Here is an 18,007-nt window from a genome sequence, read left to right as displayed (position 1 = left end):
GCAACAGCCTGCTCGGCAGAGCAATCCCCATTCACCCAACGCCGATAATGCACATTATGTCATTCTCAGAGGAGTGTCACTCTTCCAAGACACGCCGCAGGATCTGGGCGTCCTGCCTGGCCGGCCCCCTCAACGACCACCGCCCCTGCCCCTTCGACCGCGCGGACCCCAAGCGGCGTGTAGCCTTCACGCAGTGCGCCAGCCGGCCCGCTGCCGACTTTTCCTCAGGGAGCCCCATGTTCCTAGCGCTGCGCGAGATCCGCCATGAGCCCGTGCGCTTCACGCTCATCATCTCCGTCATCACCCTGGTGGCTTACCTCACATTCTTTCTGGCTTCTTTGGCCGTGGGTCTCGCCCACCGTTACCGCGCCGGCATCGATGGCTGGAACACCGCCAGTGTCGCCGTCACGGACGCCTCCAACGACAACCTTTCCGCCTCACGCCTGAGCGACAAGCAGCTGAGCGCCGCCAAGGACCTGGCCAAGGACAAGGGGGCCACGGCATCTCCCCTGATGAGCACTGCCGCTGTTGCTCAGGCACCAGATGTCAAGGACGAGGACGGCGAGGCCCTGCGAGAAGACGTTTTCGCCTTCGGAATCGATCTGGACGGACAGCTCAGTCCACCTGTAGCTGAGGGACGAGCAGTTTCCGACCCCCGTAGCGAGGTCCTCATCGACGACTCCCTGAAGGCCAAGGGACTCACAGCCGGCAAGACGATTCGACTGCTGGGTTCCGATCACGACTGGACGATCGTCGGGTTCACCCACGACACCACTTTCCAGGCGGCTCCCATCGTGACCCTGGACAGCCGGGCCTTGGGCCAGTACGGCCCCACCAGCCTGTCCCCCGCTGTCTCCGCCGTCGTGTTCACCTCTGACCTGACCGCGGACAGTAAGGCCGTGCAGTCCGCTGAGGACGCGGGCCTGACAATCCTCACCACCGAGGAGCTCATTCGCACGCTCCCCGGTTACTCGGTCCAGGTCCTCACCTTCAGCCTCATGATCGGTGCACTCATCATCATCGCCTCCACAGTACTGGGCATCTTCATCTACGTGCTGACGCTGCAGAAGAGGCCGGTCCTGGGGATCCTCAAAGCACGCGGCGTGCCCACGAGCTACCTCATCCGCTCCGGCTGCGCCCAGACCCTCGTGCTGTCGGTTGCCGGCATCGGCATCGGCCTGCTTCTGACGATAGTGACGTCCCTGGTCCTCCCCCATGCCGTGCCCTTCAGGATCTCCGCGCTGCTGGACCTTCTCATCGTCACGGCCTTCATCGTCGTCTCAGTCATCGGAGGTTTCATCTCCGTACGGGTCATCTCCCGCATCGACCCCGTGGAGGCCATCTCGTGACCGCATCAAGAGCAGCGACCGAAGCCGCAACCACCGTCATGTCCCTGGAGTCGGTGACCCGGGACTACCGACAGGGTGATGAGACCGTTCACGCCCTGCACAGCACAGACCTCACGCTGCGCGCTGGTGAGCTGGTCGGGATTCTGGGCCCCTCCGGCTCAGGAAAATCCACGCTCCTGACCATCATGGGCGGCCTGCGCACCCCTTCCAGCGGCACCGTCACAATCTCCGGTCAGCCCTTCTCCAGCCTGCCGGAGAAGCAGCGGGCCAGGCTTCGACTTGGGCGCATCGGCTTCGTTCTCCAAGCCTCGGGTCTGGTTCCCTTCCTGAGACTCAACGACCAGTTCTGCCTGCACGACCGAGCAGCACGAACGAAGGGCGACACCGACAGACGGGACCATCTTCTGAACTCGCTCGGCATCACGAAACGCGCCCACGCCTACCCCTCCGAGCTGTCCGGGGGCGAGCGTCAGCGCGCTGCCATCGCGGTGGCGCTCTACCACGACCCAGACATCATCCTGGCGGATGAGCCCACAGCCGCTCTGGATACTCGACGGGCTCAGGACGTCGCTCATCTGCTTGCGGATCAAACCCAAGAGCTGGGTAAGGCAACAGTGATGGTCACTCATGACGAGCGGCTGCTTCCGGTTTGCGATCGGGTGCTGGTCATGCATGACGGCGTCTTGACAGAGCAGGACGCGGCTGAGGACGACGAGGGACGGGGCGGCTCAGATGATGACCACTGAGCCGCGCTGGTTCCTCCCAGCATGGAGAACTACAGTCGGTAGCCGTGTCCACGATCCCGAACTCCACTAACTTCCCCACCGCCGTCTTCCTCGGCGATTCGGTCACCACCGGTTGGCGAGCCCTGAGCCATCCCCGCAATCGCTGGACCTCCCTTGTGTGCGAGCATCAGCGGTGGCGGGAGGTGAACCTGGCGACGGACGGCCTGGGGTTCTTCGCACGACGCGGTGGCCATCTGCCCGGCGGACAACGCTCGCCGTCGTGCCGTGACACCACCTGGCTGGAAGCGGTGCTGCGTTGCGAGCCCGACATCGTCACGATCAGCCTGGGGCTGAACGACGCCGCCTTCCTCCCCTCTCAGCGCGAGCTGGTCGAGCAGGCGATCGACCATGACCTCGGCTTCATCTCCGAGCGTCTACGAGGCGCGCCGATCATCATCGCCCCCTACTTCCCCTCCCTGGAAGTCGGCCCACGTTTCCAGGCCATCCACCGCCTCGTCCTTGAGAGGGCCACGTCCCTGGGCCTGACCTCGACCGACGCCTTGAGCACGGCCATCAACGGCGACGAGAACCGCCTGGCCATCGACCAGATCCACCCCGACGACGCCGGACACGCCCAGATGGCCCGCGCCATGATCTCCTTCTACGCCGAGATCCTGCCCACCACGTAACACTTCCACCTACGTTTACGCAGGTCAGTTGGGTAATGACCCTCTCGGGGCATATGCTTGCCAGTAGATCGCACTCACCGTGACCGACTAAGGAGCTCGAGGACCCACTCGTGGAGTCACACCGCAAACCCACACTGGCTGATGTTGCCCAGGCTGCAGGCGTCTCGCTGACGACAGTCTCACGCGTGCTCAACAACCGCGGCTACCTCTCCCAAGAGACACGGGAGCGGGTGGCCGAGGCGATCGCGCAGCTCAACTACCGCCCTAATCAGATCGCCAGAGCACTGCACGGCAAGTCGACGCATTCGATCGGGCTGATCGTCCCCACTGTCGCCCTGCCCTTCTTCGGCGAGCTGACCGAACATGTCGAGGACTTCCTCGCAGACCATAGCTACAGGACGTTCGTCTGCAACTCCATGGGCAAGGTGGACCGGGAGCGCGAGTACCTCGACCTGCTCGTCTCCCACCGAGTCGACGGCATCATCTCCAGCGCCCACAACGACGGCCTGGCCGACTACAGCTCGATTCACCTGCCCATGGTCAGTGTTGATCGGGACCTCTCCCCCATCGTCCCCAATGTCCGCTGCGACAACGAGGCCGGCGGCCGACTCGCCGCCGAGCACCTGCTCAAGCGTGGGGCGCGCCGCCCAGCCCTGCTGACGTCTCGCACCGGAATCCACAACCTGCGGGAGAAGGGGTACCGCCAGGTGCTCCAACAGGTAGGTATCGAGCCGGTGATCCTCACCGTCGACTTCAATACGCCCAATAGCGAGCGCCCCGGTCTCATCCGCGAGCGGCTCGACCTCGTCGCCGACGACATCGACGCAGTCTTCGCCACCGATGATCTCGCTGCCGCACAAGTGATGGAGTGGGCAGCCGAACGCGACCTGAGGATTCCGGACGATTTCAAGGTGATCGGCTTTGACGGCACCATCGCCATGCAGCACGCCCTGCCGGCTCTGACCACGATCCAGCAACCCATCGCCAAGCTGGCGCGAGCAGCGGTCGACCTGCTCCTGAACCGGATCGCGTCGTCCACCACCGCCTCCTCGGACAGCAAGCAGCCGAGTGAGCCCCGGAAGGATCCGCAAGCCCCCTCCCCCATACCCGTGAGGCTGCTGCCCGGCCGTACCGCCTAGTGGGACGTTGACGATACTCGTGGGCCCCGACCTGGATGGTCGGGACCCACGAGTATCTGTTCACAGACAATCGTTCAACGAATCAGACGTTGGCCTGTACGGCGTCGGCCTGAGCATTCTCCTTGTCGTCATCGGAGACATCGGCCTTGCGCATGACGTCGAAGAAGGCGTCCCCCCGGTGAATCGTTCCAGCACCGTGCTCCTCGATACCCTCGTAGCCCTGGGCGTTGGAGACGACGATCGGGGTGACGGTCTGGTAGCCGGCGGCACCGACGGCGGCCCAGTCGACATCCACCAGCGGCATGCCCCGAAGAACCTTGTCGCCGGCCTTGACCTTGGGGCTGAAGTGCCTGCCCTCGAGCTGGACGGTGTCCATGCCGACGTGGATGAGCAGCTCGACTCCGCTGGCGGCTCGCAGACCGTAGGCGTGCCCGGTCGGGAAGGCCACGAGGACCTCGCCGTCAACCGGGGAGACGACCGGCCCCTCAGCGGGCGCAATGGCCATGCCCGGGCCGAGCATGCCGGTGGCGAAGGTCTGGTCCTCCACCTCGGACAGCGGGATCGCACGCCCCTGGATCGGAGCAGTGACGGTGAAGTCCTCGGCGGCCTCAGTGGGCAGCTCGACGGTCTCGGCGTGCTCGGCCATGGCCTCGGCCTCCAGGGCACCCTCATCCGCCTCACCGACGTCGTCGCCGGCCAGGGAGGCCTTACCACGGGTTGAGGCGTAGGCGTAGGCGGCGGCGAAGGCGATGATGATCGTGAACACCTCCACGGCGAGGTACTTGGGGATGTCCGTTGTTCGCATCGACACGAAGCCCACCATTCCCGCAGCCCCCAGGGAGTGCGTGCGCAAGTCGAGCAGGGAGACCAGGATGCCTCCGATGCCGGCTGCTCCCATTCCGATGAAGAAGGGCCAGCGGAGGCGGAGATTGACACCGAAGATGGCGGGCTCGGTGATACCGAAGAGCGCGGAGACACCACCGGCACCCGCAAGCCCCTTCATCTTGGCATCACGGGTCTTGAGGAACACGGCCAGAGCCACGGCGCCCTGCGCGACATTGGCCATGGAGGCGATCGGGAAGATGAAGGATCCGCCGGTAGTGGCCTTGTCAGCGATGAGTGGCAGCTCCACCGCGGGGAAGGACTGGTGCAGACCGGTGACCACGATCGGGGAGTAGACGATGCCGAAGAGGAAGCCACCCACAGGACCTGCTGTGTTGTACAGCCAGTCCAAGCCGTCCGTGATCCAGATCGACAGCTCGCGGGTGAGCGGGCCGACGACGATGAAGGTGAGGAAGCCGGTGACCAGCATGGTGAAGAGCGGCGTCAGCAGGAAGTCGGCGGTTCCGGACAAGCGTTTGTGAAGCCACTTCTCAACCACGGACAGGATCCATGCCACGCACAGCACTGGGATGACCATGGCCTGGTAGCCGATCTTGGCCACCTCCAGACCGAACAAGGACCAGGTCGAAGACTCCCCTGTGTACTGCCAGAACTTTGCCGCCGCCTCCGGATTGGACATGTCATAGGCGGACAACAACGACGTCGAGACCATGGCCGCCCCCATGGCGGCACCGAGATAGACGTTGCCACCGAAGCGCTTGGTTGCCGAGTAGCCCACGAGTACCGGCAGGAAGGCGAAGGCCGCCGCCGAGATCATGTTGATGAGAGCCGCGTAGTCCTTGAGCCAGCCCCAGCGCTCCGTCAGCGCCTGATCGCCGAAGAGCCCCTCGGCAGTCAGGACGTTGTTCAGGGCCATCATGAGACCGCCGGCAATGAGGGCGGGAAGAATCGGAACGAAGATGTCGGCGATCGTCTTGATGAAACGGGAGAGCGGGTTGCCGCCCTTGGCGGCCTGCTCCTTGGCCTCGTCCTTGGAGACCTCTTTGACTCCTCCGGTTTGGATCATCTCGGAGAAGACGAGGTCGACGTCTCCCGGTCCGACGATGATCTGGAACATGCCGCCCGCGATGAAGGTGCCCTTGAGGTCAGGGTCCTTGTCGAGAGCCTTCTGGTCGACCTTATCCATGTCATTGAGGACAAGACGCAGACGGGTCGCGCAGTGCGCTGCTGCGTTGATGTTGTCGGCGCCACCGACATACGTCAGGACATCCTTCGCCACGCGGGCGTGATCCATTGCCACCCGAGGGTTTCCTTTCTCGTGATGGGACCGCAGCACCTGAGAGGGCGGGGAGACCCATCGGTCGGGAACATCGCTGACTCCCTGCGGCCACACCTGTGTCAATCGATAGTCACATTACAGTGAGTTAGAGCACCCTGCAACCGGAGAGAGGGGCCTGGTCAATTTCCTGTCCTCGCCCTGCTCAGGAGCCTTTTGCTTCTGTCATGGCGCGAGGTTGAGAAGAATTCAGGACGGCATGAAAGTCCTCGTGCTGCCGGTTGTCAGCGCGAGGCTCCCCTCCACCATCAGCCGCGTTCCCGAGCTGTTGATGTCGACGAAGCTGCGCAGTGTGAGGACCAGCGCCCCGTCGCCAACGAAGACCTCGGTCAGCGAGCGGTCGTGAATGATCTCCAGCACCGGCTCACATCCTTCAGGAAGTGTCACTGCACGCATGGAACCGTGCTGGGTATAGCGGGAGGTGGAGCGATCCACCCGGAGCACCTGCTCGTCCAGGGTGATGTCCACGTGCGAGGCATCCGAACCGATCCGCACTCCCCATGGTCCCGTGGTCCGCTCAGCATCCGCCTCCAGGCGCAGCTGCCAGCTTCGGTGCCCGTTCAGGTTGTCGACCTTATAGCTGCCCGCCTTCAAGCACTCACCCGCGACAGTGGGGTCACCGGCGTCATACGGGAGCGAGGCAGCAGGGCGCTGGATGAGTCGGCCGGCCTTGAGACTCAGCATCCGAGGAAGGTTGAGGGCATGGACCCACTGTCCGGTCTCGATGGAGGGCTGGTCGTCCTCCGAGGCGTTGCCCGCCCACCCGGTCAGCAGCACCGGCCCCGATTCGGAGGGGCGCCGGGCGAAGATTTGAGGGGCGTAGAACTCGAAGCCCCGGTCGACCTCGTAGAAGACCCCGCCAGTCCCTCGCAGCTCAGTACCCACGAGGTGACCCACCGTGTAGACGCAGGGGAAGATGTTCTCAAAGCCCTCCCGATCAGGCTCGATGCCCTGCGGGCACCAGAAGAGAACGTCCCAGTCCTCACCGGTGTCCTCGTCCTTCAGTCGCACCAGGCCGGGGCACTCCCACATGTACCCGAAGGAGTCGAAGGCGCCTCCTGCTCCGGGAAATCTCAGCTCTCCCTCAAGCTCCCAGGAGACCAGGTTCCGGGAACGGTACAGGACTGCGGCACCAGTCTCGTCGGCGCGCTGGACCCCGATGAGCATTCGGTACTCCCCCGGCCGGTCAGGATCCCGGAAGACCTGCGGGTCGCGGTAGTGGACCGTGTAGCCCTCGGCGTGGGTGGGGATGAGGGGGTTGCCGGGCCACTTGATGAAGTCGGTCAGGTCGCCACTGGTCACCAGGCACTGGCTGGCGGTGCGCTCGTCGGTGACCGGGTCCTTGAGGTTCCCGGTGTAGAAGAGATGGTAGGGGACCTGAGCGGCTGCGCCGTCGAGCTCGGTCCCCTCCAGCACGATCGCGTTGCCGGAGTAGGCCCCCGAGCAGTCGTAGGAGGAGTCCGGAATGACGGCGGGCGCATGGTGGCGCCAGTGCAGCAGGTCTGTCGAGGAGGAGTGCCCCCAGTAGACCAGCTTGCGGTGAGGATGGAAGGGACTGAACTGGTAGAAGGCGTGGTAGGTGTCGCCGTCGACGAGCAGCCCATTGGGATCGTTGAGTCGCCCCACCGGTGGGACGACGTGGAAGCGCGGATAGTCCGGGTCGTCGGCCGCCGCAGAAGCAGCAATCGCATCCAGGGCCAGGTCCTTGAGGTCCTCAGTCACGATCGGATGTTAGCAGGACCACTGTTGTGTGCTGGAATAGTTCATCAGTGGAAGTAAGGGACGATGAGCCACAGACCGAACAATGCGATCACGGCGGCAATGGCGATGAAAACACCTGCAAGAACCTGGGCCAGGCGCGCCCCCTCGACCTCGCCGGCCTCATGCTTGGCGTGCACGGTGGCCAGCATGCGAGCCGCCAGCGAGCAGATGGTGAGGATGAAGACGGTACCCAGTACCGTCAGTGACGCCACCAGCCACAGTGAGCCCCAGTCGATCACCATACCGGTCATGCCATGGATCCTGTCGTCATCCTACGTGTGCTGTCCTCGTCCGTCGCGCCGTTGACGATCTCGGAACGCACCTCGTCCAGCGTCAACGGTTCACGTCCCAGCTCCGGATCCTGCTTGACGACGACGACCTCGGAGGCGTCATTGACGTTGGAGAAATCCACCCGGTTGTGCCCCGCCTGCCGGATGATCGCCAAAGCTCCGAGGATGAGCAGACAGATGACGGCGATCGTCCCCGGCACCCCGCCCTTGACTGCGACATAGGACGTGGCGGCCCCCACCAGACCTGAGCACGGAAGCGTCACCAGCCAGGCGATCCCCATCTTGCCGGCAGTCCTCCAGGACACCTTGGTGCCTCGGCCGATCCCTGAGCCCAGGATCGACCCGGTGCAGATATGGGTGGTGGACAGCGCAAAACCCAGATGGGAGGAGGCCAGGATCGCCACCGTCGAGGCGGTTTCGGAGGCGAAGCCCTGAGGCGCCTCGACATGCACCAGTCCACGCCCCATGGTGCGCATGATGCGCCACCCGCCCGAATAGGTGCCCAGACCGATGGCAAGGCCCGCTGCGGCGATGACCCACCAGTGGGGTCCAGTACCGGCCTCCTGGTAGCCGCCGGCCACAAGCACCAGCGTAATGACCCCCATGGTCTTCTGCCCATCAGACGTGCCATGGGACAGAGCCACCAGCGATGCGGTGACCCGCTGACTGTTGCGGAAGAGCCTCTCGGAGTACGGATTGGTCGGATGCGCGATGCGGTAGGCCAGCGCTGTGGCCAGTGCGGCCGCCACCCCGGCCACAACCGGTGCGATGACGGCGGGCAGAATGATCTTGGAGATCACTGTCCCCCAATGGACTCCCTGGACCCCGGCCGCCACCACGACCGCTCCGATGAGTCCTCCGAACAGCGCATGGGACGACGACGACGGCAGTCCGAACAACCAGGTCGCCAGGTTCCACAGGATGGCGCCGGCCAGACCCGCGAAGATCATGGCCGGCGCCGCCTCGATCACCGTGTCATCGAACATCCCATGAGAGATCGTCTTGGAGACCTCTGTCGACAGGCAAGCGCCGATCACGTTGAGCACGGCGGCGACCAGAACCGCTTTTCTGGGTGTGAAGGCGCCTGTCGCCACCGACGTCGCCATCGCATTGGACGAGTCGTGGAAACCGTTCGTGAAGTCGAAGACGAGGGCCGTCACGACGACAACGATCACGAGGAAGAGAATGGTGCTCATACCGTTCCCGATGGGAGATGTGGGTAACCCTCTCGACTGCCCTCGCAGGCGGCCGTGGAGGCGCGGGTCGCGTGAGCGCAACCCACCAGTATTGTTACCCGCCGACCCCCCTGCTGCCTAACCAATCGCATACAAGCCTCTCGCCGGTTCCCGGCGCCTCATAAGCGCATCATGACCGCTCCCCAGCAACACGGTCTTTCGTCCCATCTTTGGGACGAAGCCGCTGAGCCAATTGTCACGTTCCACAAGTACCTCTTGACATGGTGGCTTACCCCAGAAAGAGGGGCCCGTCACGATAGGGTCACCGTATGGCAGCGGACACCATGAAGAGCCTGGACGGCATTGGCAGCGGCACCCTCCCCGATCAGGGGATCGACTCCGAGTCGGCAACGGACATCGATCTGGGCATCGACCTGGGGACGACACGCACCGTCGTCGCACGCGCTGATCGGGGGAACTACCCCGTTATCAGCTTCACCGACGAGCATGGCGACGAGCACGACTTCATCCCCTCACTGACAGCACTGCACGAAGGCGTGCTCATCCATGGCTTCGCTGCCAGGCAGGCCGCTCACCAGGGGGCTCCGTTGCTGCGCAGTCTCAAACGAGTTCTGGCCTCCCCCACCTTGACGGCCTCGACACCGGTACGGCTGGGAGACCAGACCTTCTCCGTTTTGGAGGTTCTCACCAGCTACCTGCGTCACCTTGAAGCCGAGCTCACTGAGCGGGGCATTGACATCGCACGCGCCCGAGTGGTTGTCGCCGTACCCGCACACGCCTACGGGGCTCAACGCCTCCTGACTCTTGAGGCCTTCCAGCAGGCCGGTTTCCGTGTCGCCGCGATGCTCAACGAGCCCAGTGCAGCCGGCTTCGAGTACACGCACCGCAAGGCGACCACCGTCTCCTCCAGACGTACCCGGGTCCTGGTCTACGACCTGGGCGGCGGCACCTTCGACACCTCACTGGTCGACGTCGTCGGCACTTCTCACGAGGTGCTGGCCTCTCACGGCCTAGGAGACCTCGGCGGGGACGACGTCGATCTGCTCATGGCCACAATGGCCCTGAGCAGGGCGGGTATCACCGAGGAGGACCTCTCCGCCACCGAGCTCGACGATCTGCTGGATCAGTGCCGGGACGCCAAGGAGCACCTCACTCCTCAGAGCCGACGGGTGCTCGTCATCCTGAGGGGTCAGGACGTCGTCCTGCCTGTGGCCGACCTGTACCAGACCTGCACACCGCTCATTGAGCGGTCCTTGGGCACGATGGCGCCTCTGGTCGGCAGGCTGGATGACGGGAGCCCGGACCTGACCGACATCGCGGGCGTCTACCTGGTCGGCGGCGCTTCCGGTCTGCCGCTGGTGCCCCGGCTCCTGCGGGAGCGCTTCGGTCGTCGGGTTCACCGCTCCCCCTACCCGGGGGCCTCCACCGCCATCGGCCTGGCGATCGCGGCGGACCGCACCAGCGACTACGACCTCACCGACCGGCTCTCGCGGGGTTTCGGCGTCTTCCGCGAGGCCGACGGCGGGCACCGCCTCACCTTCGACGCGCTCCTCAGCCCCGAGTCCGTCCAGGCCTCACCCGGTGGTCGGGAGGGAACGGTACTGACCCGCGAGTACGATGCGGCGCACAACATTGGCTGGTACCGCTTCGTGGAGTGCGCCGGTGTCGACGAGGGCGGCGAGCCTCGCGGCGAGATCGCTCCCTACCAGGACATCGTCTTCCCCTTCGAGTCCTCACTTCGGAACGTCGACGACCAGGAGCTGAGAACCTACTCGGTGGAACGGCGCGATCACGGTCCGCGGATCCAGGAGCACTACCGCGTCGATGAGGCAGGTCTGGTTCGCGTCACCATCACCGACCTCACCGACGGATACAGCCGCCGTTACGTTCTGGGCAGGCGTACCCAGTAGGTGCCGGCGGCCCCCACAGCGGGTCAGGACCGCGCGGCATCGGAGACCCGGGTGAGAGCTCGGGCCTCATCGTCACTGATCTCGAGGTCCAGAGCATCCATGATCGGCCGCAGCTGGCTCAGATTGCGCGCCGACGCCAACGGAGCAGTGACACCGGGACGATCACGCAGCCAGGCCAGCGCCACGGCTGCGGGCTCCACCCCGTGATCCGCCGCCACCCTGACGACGGTTTCAACGACGTCATAGCACTCCGGCCGCTGATAGTCGGCAACCATTCCAGCCCGGTCGCCGTCGATCGTCTCATCTCGGCGGTACTTTCCCGTGAGGAAACCGGCCGCCAGAGCGAAGTAGGGCATGAGCCCCATGCCGAGCTCGGCCGCCACCTGTCCCCTGGCGCCAGGGCCTTCGACGTCATCGCGGTGGAGAAGGTTGTAGTGGGGCTGAAGGACGATGGGTCGGGCGCTCCCCTGGGAGTCGGCGATGGCGAACCACTGCCGGATGCGCTCGGGCGTGTAGTTGGACAACCCCACATGCCGGATCCTGCCTGCAAGGCGGGCATCCTCAAATGCGGCGACTGTCTCCTCCATCGGAGTGGACTCATCGTCGAAGTGGGCGTAGTAGATATCAATGACCTCGGTGCGCAGACGCGATAGCGACTCCTCCAGCGCCCGGTGGATGTTGTCTGCGCTCAGACCTGCACGGTCAGGCTTGGTGGAGACCTTCGTGGCTAGAACCACGCGCTCACGGACCGGACGCGAGGCGAGCCAAGCACCGATAACGGTCTCCGACTCGCCTCCTGAGTTCCCCGGAGCCCAGTAGGAGTATCCGTCAGCAGTGTCAACGAGGTTCCCACCACCGTCCACGTAAGCGTCCAGCACCTCGAAGGAGGTCGCTTCATCGGCCGTCCAGCCGAAGACGTTGCCTCCCAGCCCGATGGGGCTGATCTGCAGGTCGGCCAGGGTACGGGTTGGAGATCCAGTCATCTTGCCTCCTAGTCTGAGAGCGCCGCCGGGAGCTGCACTGCAGCGGCATTCGCCCTGTCACGAGTCGGACCAACGGAGCCAGAATACGTGTGAGGCTGGAACCGCCTCCACGGTTCCAGCCTCAGCGAACAAGCGGTCTGATGGTGCGCGCCTCGCGGCGCTCAGATGGCCTGCTGCCGCTTGGCGGCGCGACGCTTGGCCAGCTCATCCTCGACCAGCGGCGTCCCGAGCGCCTGGGCATGATCGACGGGCAGATCCGCCAGCGCCCCCTCAACCTCGTGCCATACCCGCCCCACGGCGATACCGAAGACACCCTGGCCGCCTGCGACCAGGTCAACGACCTCGTCGGCCGAGGTGCACTCGTAGACCGAGGCGCCGTCGCTCATGAGGGTGATGGAAGCCAGGTCCTCGACACCGCGGGAGTGGAGGGCGCTAACGGCCGTACGGATCTGCTGCAGCGAGACCCCGGTGTCCAGGAGGCGCTTGACAACCTTGAGGACCAGGATGTCACGGAAGGAGTAGAGGCGCTGGGAGCCCGATCCCTTGGCGCTTCGAATCGACGGCTCGACCAGTCCGGTACGCGCCCAGTAGTCGAGCTGACGATACGTGATACCGGCAGCGCGGCAGGCAACCGGCCCTCGGTAGCCCGAGTCCGCATCGAGCTGAGGCAGCGGGTCACCGAACAGCATGCCCTGAGTACGCTGAGGCCTTGCTATCGCACTGGCTTCATTCATGCTCACGACCTGCTCCTGTCACCGGAAGAACACACACCTGAAACTGGTGCGGCGGCCAGCCTCATGCGGCCACGGCTCCACGATAGGGCCAGTTGAGGCGATGCTCAACGAAGGGCACGCCCCATCTCGGTGTGCCGTCAGACATGAATCTCTAGCTGAGGTCAACAGTCACCACCTCAGCGCCGACAATTGCCTGCGATGGAGCCGGTGCACCGACGACACATCAGTGATAAAAAGTGCTATAGATCACAACATTAGTCACACGAGTCACATCAGTCCCGCGTGTCGTCAGCCAGACCATCAGTCTCCGACAACATGCGCTGCCACTGCGCAAGCCGCTCCACGCCGTGGTCGTCACTGAGATCAACAGCCCTCAGGCGCGTCAGCGAGCTGCTGGCGTGTACCGGGAACCGGTGGTAACCACTCAGAAGCAACCCCTCCCCCGGAGTGCAGGCAACCGTCATCACCTGGCTCGCACAGGCAGGAGTCTCAACGATGAGCCTGGCGACGATGCGCGCATCATCGTCGACGTCGAGCTCAGTGCGGCCGATACGGCCACCCAACGCCTCGACGAGATCATCGAGAAGCCGGGGCCACGACGGCGACCTGTGCGAGCCGTGAGCCTGCAGAACCAGCCCCTCGTGCGCCGTGACCGGAATGGCCAGCATTGCCGGCCCGCCGTCCTCGACGAGGACGGCGACCAAGCCGTCATCAGGATCGGTGGATCTGACACCCACCAACTGCATCAATGGCACGTTCCAACCCTACGGGAGGCAGTCACCCCTGTCCTGGGAACACGCACGCGATGCACGCTGACCTTTGTCGGTACAAAAAGCCCGGCCGAACGACCGCCGACCGGGCGCGTGTGCACTCACCCTCTCAGCCCAGTGCGTCAACGGCGCGACGCAGCAGAATGGTGTGCAGGTCCGCGACGAGCTCGGCCAGCTCCCGGGCCGTCTCCTCGCCGGCACTACGCGACCGCGACCGGCGTGGAGCCACCGCCTGGTCGATCGTGTCCGCCTCCCGCTCAGCCGAGGCACGCACCGCGCGCAGATTGCGCAGCGGTACTCCCTTGCGGGTGATCTCCATGGCCAGACGCACGGTTCTCAGGTTCTGCTGACTGTAACGTCCACGGACGTCCGGGCTGATGAGTCCAACGGCGACGAGCTCCTCGATCTGAGACTCACTGGCACCGGAATGGACCAGGAGAGCCTCCAGGTCCATGGGGCCGTTGTCGACGATCTGACCATCACGGGCGACTACCCGAGCAACAGGCTGCGGAGCGGGGGCCTCAACGTCGGCGTCCAGCCGCGCGAGACGGTCACGGATGACGTGCAACGGGAGGTACTCGTCGCGCTGCACCGCCAAGGCGTAGCGCAGCCGCTCCAGGTCCGCCTGCGAGTAGCGACGGTACCCGTTGCCGACACGGTGAGGACTGATGAGCCCCTCGCCCTCGAGATAGCGCACCTTTGAGATCGACAGGGCCGGGAACTCCACCTTGAGGAGATCCACCACCTGCCCGATCTTCATCACAGGCTCTCGAGAGATGCCGCGCGGCCAGGTCTCGCCTGCCGGGCGCTCAGAGGCCTCAAGCAAGGAGGAGGGGGTATCTCGCTTCTTGCTTCGTGCGGTTGCAGCGTTCACCGAGACGCGGCTCCGCCCTGGGGACCGGGGTGGTAGGTCATCCGGTACTTGCCGATCTGGACCTCGTCACCGGAGCGAAGAGCCACCTGCTCCACGCGCGTACGATTGACGTACGTTCCATTGAGCGAACCGGAGTCACGGACACCGTACCCACCATCGGGCAAGGACGAGAAGACCGCGTGCTTCCTGGAGACGGTGACGTCGTCGAGGAAGATATCGGCGCGCGGGTGGCGCCCCACGGTCGTCTCCTCAGCATCCAGGAGGAACCGCGCGCCGGTCGTCGGCCCGTGGTGGACAAGAAGAAGCGCCGTTCCCGACGGCAGGGCAGCGATCGCGGCGGCGTCCTGCTGGCTCAGCCCCACCACCGGGGAGTCGACTGAGTTGGCGACGTCGACGACTCCAAAGGTCTGTGTGGAGGAGGGATCCTGCTCGATCGGCCTGCTCGACATTATTCCTGCCCCTCGGTTCGTTGCGGCGCCCGGTGCGCCGCCTCAGGAACCACCATACCGTTCGTTGCACCGCCGTCGAGTCAACACCACGACGTGGCTCTCCACGATTGACGAGGAGCATACCCGCTACACGCCCCCAACGATGCCCTCAAGGCGAGCGGGAGCACCGAATGAAGGTCTCAAACAGGTCACGACCCCTCATTGATGTTGGTCAGGCTAGGACAAAGGTCTCACAGACGCGGAGATGGTCTGAGTCCTCAGAGATCTGCTGAGCCTGTTCGTCGAGCGGTCAGAGCACGTCTCAGGTCGTCAAGGCTCTTGAGGATGAGTCGGCGCAGGGCCGACGGGGCCTCGGGGTGCTTCGCGAGCCAGTCCTCGACCGATTGGGCATCCGACTCGTCCCCGCAGGCGGGGAAGAGCCCGACAACCAACCGGGTGGCGATCTCCTGGCCATGCCCGGACCACAGCCCTTGAAGCTCCTGAAGGTAGCGGGAGGTGAAAGCCGCGGTCAGATCCCGGTGAGCGTCGACGCCGAAGCCCGCGACAAGGGCATCGATGTGCTCGTTGCTCAAGGCGGTCTCCGTCAGGAGCCGGTCGAAAACCTCGGCCTTGAGGTCCTGGCGGGGCATCGAGGTGGAGGCCCTCAGGTGATGGGTGATGCCACTGGCCGTCGGGTCCCCCTTCCGCTCTGCATCGAGCTCGTCGGTACTGACGGCGTCCAGCCGGGCCAAGGCGGTCATGGCCCGCCACCTCATGTCGGCGTCCAGCTCCAGGCCGGGCAGAGCGCCACTCAGGATCTCTCGGACACGGGCGGCCATCTGGGTGCTCCTTGCCTCACCGAGCAGCCGAGCCTGTCCTGCGGCCTCCAGCCAGGCGCGGGCACGCACGATCTGCGCGTCGGAGCCCGGTGCGGCTGCACGGAGCCTGCCCCACCCACCGTACAGGACCGCCGGTTCCTTCTCTTTCGAGGACTCGGTCGAGTCATCGGCCAGGAGGCGTTCCAGGAGCGCACGACGCATGTGCGGATCGGCATATCTGCAGGCGACTCGTAGCGCCTGGTTCAGCAGTGCGGTCAGGGTGCTCGGCTCGGTGTCATCGTCGGCGTGCGCGAGAACGGACTGGACGAACAGTGCTGCATCGATGACCGCGTCACGCACAAGATTGTGCAGCATCGACCAGGCCAGGGACCGCGCCATGGGGTCGCGCAGCGAGCTGAGCGAGGTGGTCAGACAGGCCAGCGAGGCGTCGTCGGGGCGCACGACGGCGTAGGTGAGGTCCTCGTCGTTGACAACCACGAGATCGGGAGCGGGCAGCCCCACGGCCTCGGCGACGTCGACACTCTCGGTCTCCAGCGCAACCGGCAGCCTGTGGGTGCGCACCAGTGCACCGTCTCCGTCGAAGGAGTAGAGGCCGACAACGAGCGTGTGCGGACGCAGCACGCTCTGCCCGGTCACCGGGTCGGTTCCCTCCTGCCTCAGGGTCAGGGAGACGAGCCGCCCCTCCTGAACGGCCAGCTCGTCGGTGATGACCGAGGGGCCTGCGGTGTGGAGCCAGGCGCGGGCCCAGTCGTGCATGTCGCGGCCCGAGACCTGGGAGAGCACACGCAGGAAGTCGTCCAGGGAGGCGTTGCCGTAGGCCCTGCGCTCGAAGAGGAGCCCCGCGGCCTTCAGGAAGGTGTCCTGGCCGACGTGGGCGACGAGCTGCTTGAGGACGGCGGCCCCCTTGGCGTAGGTGATGCCGTCGAAGGCCTGCCGGGCGGCCTCGACGTCGTCGACCTGCGCGACGATGGGGTGGGTGGTGGCCGGCCGGGAGTCCTCCAGGTAGGCCCAGGCCTTACGGGTGGAGGCGAAGCTCACCCAGGCCTCGGTGTAACCGGCTGCCTCGGCCTCGGCCCAGGTGCCCTGGTGATCGGCGAATGACTCCTTGAGCCAGGTGTCCTCCCACCAGGTGGGAGTCACGAGGTCACCGAACCACATGTGACACATCTCGTGGAGGATCGTGTTGGCGCGTCCGGCCCTCTGGGAGCGGGTGACCGGCCCCCGGAAGAGGTAGAGGTCCTCGTTGAAGGTGACGCAGCCCGGGTTCTCCATGGCTCCGAGGTTGTACTCCGGGACGAGCACACTGTCGTAGGAGTCCCAGGGGAATCCGTAGTCGTAGGCACGGTCGTAGAGGTCCAGGCCGGCGCGGGTCAGATCGAGGAGCTCGGTGGCGTCGAGGTGCTCGGCCAGGCTGGCGCGGCAGGACCAGGACAGGGGAATCGTCAGGCCCGGACGGCTCGGAGACGTCCATTGCCCGGTCACTCGGTGCCAGGGACCGGCGGTCAGCGCGGTGAGGTAGCTGGGCAGGGGTGCGGAGGCGGCGAAGGATGTCACCTCGCAGCCGGAGTCGGTGCCGGTCGGGGCAGGGCGGCTCGATGCATCTGCTTGCGGCCGGGTGTTGGACATGACCGTCCAGCCGCGTGGGTGAGTGACTTCCAACGAGAAGCGGGTCTTGATGTCCGGCTGCTCCATGACCGGCCAGGCCCGTCGCGCGTCGGAGGGCTCGAAGTGGGTGTAGAGGTAGGTGGCGCCGTCGACCGGGTCATGGAAGCGATGCAGCCCCTGACCCGAGTTGGAGTAGAGGCCACGCGCCGCAATCTCCACCGTGTGCTCGCCCGGGGCGAGGACGGGCAGGTCGATACGGGCCCCGTCCCAGGCCACCGGGACCGGTTGCCCATCGACGCTGAGAGAGTCGACCGCCTGCCCCACGAAGTCCACCCAGAGGCCTTCGGCGCGTTGCCTGATGTCCAGGAGCATCAGGCAACGCACGCCGAAGGCGGCCTCGTGACGCACGGTGGCCCCGGTGACGTCAACAGCCACATGGCTGGATGGCACCCGGCACACTGCGGATCGCCAGGAGACCTCCTCGTGACGCAGGTTCGTGGGGCTGTCTGAACGGGCGGGCGCGGTGGTCGTCATGC

15 protein-coding genes are annotated in these 18,007 nt (G+C 65.3%); 5 read left to right on the top strand and 10 right to left on the bottom strand.

Translation table 11 applies throughout. The features are described 5' to 3' along the window. The first annotated feature begins 56 nt into the window (after window positions 1-56). The 4 genes from FBF36_RS06745 to FBF36_RS06730 all read left to right on the top strand — a co-directional run bounded on the left by FBF36_RS06745 (window position 57) and on the right by FBF36_RS06730 (window position 3,902). Complete coding sequence (locus FBF36_RS06745; protein ID WP_225792489.1) at window positions 57-1,349, top strand: ABC transporter permease; 1,293 nt, start codon at window positions 57-59, stop codon at window positions 1,347-1,349. Beyond that, entirely contained in the window at window positions 1,346-2,095 is a 750-nt protein-coding gene (locus FBF36_RS06740; protein WP_034493117.1) for an ABC transporter ATP-binding protein, read from the top strand. The genes FBF36_RS06745 and FBF36_RS06740 overlap by 4 nt, the downstream gene beginning before the upstream one ends. A 44-nt stretch (window positions 2,096-2,139) precedes the next feature. Beyond that, window positions 2,140-2,763 (top strand): SGNH/GDSL hydrolase family protein, encoded by a 624-nt coding sequence (locus tag FBF36_RS06735; protein ID WP_009397695.1) that lies wholly within the window; start codon window positions 2,140-2,142, stop codon window positions 2,761-2,763. A 110-nt stretch (window positions 2,764-2,873) separates the two neighbouring features. After that, entirely contained in the window at window positions 2,874-3,902 is a 1,029-nt protein-coding gene (locus FBF36_RS06730; RefSeq protein ID WP_034493118.1) for a LacI family DNA-binding transcriptional regulator, read from the top strand. Between the two features lie 82 nt (window positions 3,903-3,984). On the opposite strand, the gene FBF36_RS06725 is transcribed toward FBF36_RS06730, so the two are convergent. From FBF36_RS06725 to FBF36_RS06710, 4 genes are all read right to left on the bottom strand, one after another. Then, window positions 3,985-6,039 carry a sucrose-specific PTS transporter subunit IIBC gene (locus tag FBF36_RS06725; RefSeq protein ID WP_009397697.1) on the bottom strand — a complete coding sequence of 685 codons (2,055 nt, stop codon included), beginning with the start codon at window positions 6,037-6,039 and terminating at the stop codon, window positions 3,985-3,987. Window positions 6,040-6,270: 231 nt separating this feature from the next. Continuing rightward, window positions 6,271-7,803 (bottom strand): glycoside hydrolase family 32 protein, encoded by a 1,533-nt coding sequence (locus tag FBF36_RS06720; RefSeq protein WP_009397699.1) that lies wholly within the window; start codon window positions 7,801-7,803, stop codon window positions 6,271-6,273. Window positions 7,804-7,847: 44 nt separating this feature from the next. Continuing rightward, entirely contained in the window at window positions 7,848-8,093 is a 246-nt protein-coding gene (locus FBF36_RS06715) for a hypothetical protein (RefSeq protein ID WP_009397700.1), read from the bottom strand. Next, entirely contained in the window at window positions 8,090-9,328 is a 1,239-nt protein-coding gene (locus tag FBF36_RS06710; protein WP_009397701.1) for an inorganic phosphate transporter, read from the bottom strand. The genes FBF36_RS06715 and FBF36_RS06710 overlap by 4 nt, the downstream gene beginning before the upstream one ends. 308 nt (window positions 9,329-9,636) lie before the next feature. Between FBF36_RS06710 and FBF36_RS06705 the strand changes: the two genes are divergently transcribed. Then, on the top strand, window positions 9,637-11,238 hold the full coding sequence (locus FBF36_RS06705) for an Hsp70 family protein (protein ID WP_009397702.1): 1,602 nt from the start codon (window positions 9,637-9,639) through the stop codon (window positions 11,236-11,238). A 23-nt stretch (window positions 11,239-11,261) separates the two neighbouring features. Here the strand turns inward: FBF36_RS06705 and FBF36_RS06700 are convergent, their stop codons facing one another. The 6 genes from FBF36_RS06700 to pepN all read right to left on the bottom strand — a co-directional run bounded on the left by FBF36_RS06700 (window position 11,262) and on the right by pepN (window position 18,005). Beyond that, complete coding sequence (locus tag FBF36_RS06700) at window positions 11,262-12,221, bottom strand: aldo/keto reductase (protein WP_009397703.1); 960 nt, start codon at window positions 12,219-12,221, stop codon at window positions 11,262-11,264. Window positions 12,222-12,382: 161 nt separating this feature from the next. Then, a complete protein-coding gene (locus tag FBF36_RS06695) occupies window positions 12,383-12,910 on the bottom strand; it encodes a MerR family transcriptional regulator (RefSeq protein ID WP_009397704.1) in 528 nt (175 codons plus the stop codon). Between the two features lie 317 nt (window positions 12,911-13,227). Next, entirely contained in the window at window positions 13,228-13,701 is a 474-nt protein-coding gene (locus FBF36_RS06690; RefSeq protein ID WP_009397705.1) for a hypothetical protein, read from the bottom strand. Window positions 13,702-13,834: 133 nt separating this feature from the next. Further along, window positions 13,835-14,485: a MerR family transcriptional regulator gene (locus tag FBF36_RS06685; protein ID WP_009397706.1), complete on the bottom strand. Its 651-nt coding sequence runs from the start codon at window positions 14,483-14,485 to the stop codon at window positions 13,835-13,837. A gap of 110 nt (window positions 14,486-14,595) precedes the next feature. Beyond that, complete coding sequence (locus tag FBF36_RS06680; RefSeq protein ID WP_009397707.1) at window positions 14,596-15,048, bottom strand: FHA domain-containing protein; 453 nt, start codon at window positions 15,046-15,048, stop codon at window positions 14,596-14,598. 257 nt (window positions 15,049-15,305) lie between these two features. After that, window positions 15,306-18,005: an aminopeptidase N gene (pepN, locus tag FBF36_RS06675; RefSeq protein ID WP_034493123.1), complete on the bottom strand. Its 2,700-nt coding sequence runs from the start codon at window positions 18,003-18,005 to the stop codon at window positions 15,306-15,308. Window positions 18,006-18,007 lie beyond the last annotated feature (2 nt).

Source organism: Actinomyces sp. oral taxon 171 str. F0337, assembly GCF_005696555.1.
In the GTDB taxonomy this organism is placed as follows: Bacteria; Actinomycetota; Actinomycetes; order Actinomycetales; family Actinomycetaceae; genus Actinomyces; species Actinomyces oris_E.
This window is presented reverse-complemented; position numbering and strand designations above follow the sequence as displayed.

What these genes read in the sequence shown, in the direction of transcription:
- FBF36_RS06745 (WP_225792489.1), top strand. Translation starts at nt 57, where the DNA reads ATGTCATTCTCAGAGGAGTGTCACTCTTCCAAGACACGCCGCAGGATC.
- FBF36_RS06725 (WP_009397697.1), bottom strand. Translation starts at nt 6,039, where the DNA reads ATGGATCACGCCCGCGTGGCGAAGGATGTCCTGACGTATGTCGGTGGC.
- FBF36_RS06715 (WP_009397700.1), bottom strand. Translation starts at nt 8,093, where the DNA reads ATGACCGGTATGGTGATCGACTGGGGCTCACTGTGGCTGGTGGCGTCA.
- FBF36_RS06710 (WP_009397701.1), bottom strand. Translation starts at nt 9,328, where the DNA reads ATGAGCACCATTCTCTTCCTCGTGATCGTTGTCGTCGTGACGGCCCTC.
- FBF36_RS06705 (WP_009397702.1), top strand. Translation starts at nt 9,637, where the DNA reads ATGGCAGCGGACACCATGAAGAGCCTGGACGGCATTGGCAGCGGCACC.
- FBF36_RS06700 (WP_009397703.1), bottom strand. Translation starts at nt 12,221, where the DNA reads ATGACTGGATCTCCAACCCGTACCCTGGCCGACCTGCAGATCAGCCCC.
- FBF36_RS06695 (WP_009397704.1), bottom strand. Translation starts at nt 12,910, where the DNA reads ATGCTGTTCGGTGACCCGCTGCCTCAGCTCGATGCGGACTCGGGCTAC.
- FBF36_RS06690 (WP_009397705.1), bottom strand. Translation starts at nt 13,701, where the DNA reads ATGCAGTTGGTGGGTGTCAGATCCACCGATCCTGATGACGGCTTGGTC.
- FBF36_RS06685 (WP_009397706.1), bottom strand. Translation starts at nt 14,485, where the DNA reads ATGAAGATCGGGCAGGTGGTGGATCTCCTCAAGGTGGAGTTCCCGGCC.
- FBF36_RS06680 (WP_009397707.1), bottom strand. Translation starts at nt 15,048, where the DNA reads ATGTCGAGCAGGCCGATCGAGCAGGATCCCTCCTCCACACAGACCTTT.
- pepN (WP_034493123.1), bottom strand. Translation starts at nt 18,005, where the DNA reads ATGACGACCACCGCGCCCGCCCGTTCAGACAGCCCCACGAACCTGCGT.